The organism is Thiothrix sp. (assembly GCF_028714775.1).
GTDB lineage: Bacteria > Pseudomonadota > Gammaproteobacteria > Thiotrichales > Thiotrichaceae > Thiothrix.
The window spans coordinates 1-2,546 of the sequence record NZ_JAQTLS010000070.1; the positions used below are offsets into that span (position 1 = coordinate 1).

Annotated in this window: 3 protein-coding genes; all 3 read right to left on the reverse strand. The window is 45.6% G+C overall.

Going from position 1 to position 2,546, the window contains the following annotated elements; genetic code table 11:
- A partial coding sequence (locus tag PHE17_RS21665) for a hypothetical protein (protein WP_301018011.1) occupies positions 1-288 on the reverse strand: 288 nt, incomplete at its 3' end.
- Positions 289-479: 191 nt separating this feature from the next.
- Complete coding sequence (locus tag PHE17_RS21670) at positions 480-2,276, reverse strand: hypothetical protein (protein WP_301018012.1); 1,797 nt, start codon at positions 2,274-2,276, stop codon at positions 480-482.
- 4 nt (positions 2,277-2,280) lie between these two features.
- Positions 2,281-2,546, reverse strand: a 266-nt coding sequence (locus tag PHE17_RS21675; RefSeq protein WP_301018013.1) for a hypothetical protein, incomplete at its 5' end; no start/stop codon positions are given.

Genomic DNA, 2,546 nt, shown 5'->3' on the forward strand with positions numbered 1-2,546 from the left:
AAAACCGCTTAAATGTATGTCTATAGAACTTGCAACCGAGGCGTAAGCCACTATAGCCGCGCTTGCCGCCAAATGCGTATTTAAAGGTATCACATAGGACTGGTTTGCCGATACGGATTTTGTCGGCCACAATACCGCACTGCCAAGCTTTATGTATGCATTGATTGCGGATGAATTTGTATTTGTTATTATCGCTTCCTTTGCCACTGTAGAAACTGTTGTTGTATATACTGTTGTTGACGTGGTGGTAAGTGTGCCTGAATACATGCTTAAATAAGTATAAGCCATAGTCAACCCCCCAAATGTATCAATAGTTCAAGTGAGCCAATGGAAGTAGTTGTCGCATTGTTTAAAGTCGTTGCGCTTGCCGTAAGTCCGGACAAAAGATTTAGTGTCTGAAAACTTACGGTTAAAAGGGTACCGGGGTTGTCGTAATATCCCCTTGCCCTTATGTAGTTGTCTGTTTTTTCTACTCCCATTTATATCACCCGCCTGTCTATCGTAAAATGTAGTTTGCTGTTAAGCAAGGTAAATCCCTGATTCAATGTATTGCACCTTACCTTGTATTGGAAATACTTTCCCTTCAGATTGATAGGCACCCTTTTGGGGAAATTGGTGTAAATCGCTATATTCGGTGCAAAAGCATTCGGGTTGAAAGCATCGGGTATCCATACACCGGCCAGTAAGTACGATGTAGTAATTGACGCGCCCGTTATGTCGTTGATATATACGGTTATGGCTATTGTCGTATTTCCGAACATTGTCCTGAATTCAAAGTACAAGTGGGTGAAAAGCTTTATAAGGTCGTAACTCTGCCCGGGATTCATTTTCTTTGAATACCAGTAGGAATCTATCGCCGTCCCGTTGTCACTAACCGCCGATGGGTCGAACTTGTATAGATTACCGGCATTTCCAAAATAAAGATACCCGTCCTTGACATTGAAGCAGTTCGCATTGTTGGCAAGCGTCCATTTCACCCATGGATAAACAGTCCTCCCGTTGCCCGAGTGAATCAGGTTGTATTGCAGAATGAAAATCTTGTCGTTCACATGCAGCCAGTATTTCTTGTCATGAATTACCGCAAAAGCCGCCCCCCTGTTTGCGGCGGTTTCCGTCATGAGTCCGTCGCGAATTCCGGTGAATCCGTTTATATCCTCGCTTATAAGGTCAAGCTTGTATCCGTTTCCCTCCGACTTAAGTTGAACCATTCCGCGCTGACTCAGTCCGGTTGGAATGCCGTCAACCAGTTTCAAGGTATCGGTCGCAACAAGCCCCTCGCCGTCGTACATTTCCGTGATTGAATTGTTCGGGGGCGCTCCCACAAGCCCGTGAACCGAACGGTATTTCCATAGTTGGAGTGTGTTGGCGGTCTTTAAAAAGCCCATCATCTTGTCGTTTTTGACTCCCACATCCGCATAGGAGGTCGCGGGGTAATAAGTCGGGTCCAGGGTGTCACTCCAGAAAACCCTTGCAGGGAAAGACGAATTCCCGCTCAAATAAACGTTGGTGTCATTTCCCTCGCCGTATGTTTCATTGAATGTGCAGTTTGTTATACAGGTTGCATTTAAAACAGGTTTATTGGCGGTTATTTCCACGTTTCCTATGCCGGAAGTCGCCGCTGTCGTTAAAGTAAAGTATCCGCTTGCATAATTCACGTTAAAACCGCTTGTAGCCGCACCAGAGGCCAGGGTAACATTGTTGACTATAACTGTATTGTTTCCTGTAGTAAGGCTCCCGAATGACATGTAGAAGGTCGTACCCGTGGCGTTCCCTGAAAAGGTTTCCTTGAAAGCACTTGAGATATAGTTCAGTTCGTCTATCTGTCCTCCGCCCGTCCCGTCGGGATTCTTGTCTGCATAATAGGTTGGTATGTATCCCGATACCGTAGAGGCCGTCGCGCCGTTGTATTCGATATAGCCCGAACCGTCCTGAAAGTAGATATAACCATTCATTTCAAACGCCCTGACCTTGCCCGACACCATGCCGGAATAAATCGTAGAAGCCGAACCTGCCAGGTCTATTTTCAAGGACGTACCCATGGGATAAATGAAATCGGACGAACTGAAGGAGTTGTAAACAAACAAAGCGTTTACATTCGCAGTTCCCAAAGCTGTGGTATAGTATTTTGAATAGCCATACCTTGAGTTTATGCCGTAAAGCTCATTGTTGACGATATTTTCACAATCCGGACTCTGGTCGTCGTCTATGTCTGTTGGCGGCTTTGTTACATTAAGCCCGCCTATGAAAGCCGTTATGGGGTATTCCTGCAAGGCCATGTTATCACCAACCTCTTGAATTACTTATTTCCTGTTTGCCGTATTCCGTTGAAGTGTCTATGGAATCCCGTTTCTTTTCATATTCCGCTATAAAAGCCTGCCCCTGTGAGACATTTATTCCGTTCCCGACAAGTATATCCCCCGCCACGCCGTAGGGTATCATCAGGGCCGTTCTGTCCTTTATCAAAAAGGTGTTCGTTGCCGTAGTCAAAGCCGAGGGAATAATCCAGTAGTCCAGAAGGAATTCCGCAGAATAGCCCCTTGAAATCA

Coding starts and splice junctions, on each gene's coding strand:
- PHE17_RS21670 (WP_301018012.1), bottom strand. CDS start 2,276: ATGGCCTTGCAGGAATACCCCATAACGGCTTTCATAGGCGGGCTTAAT.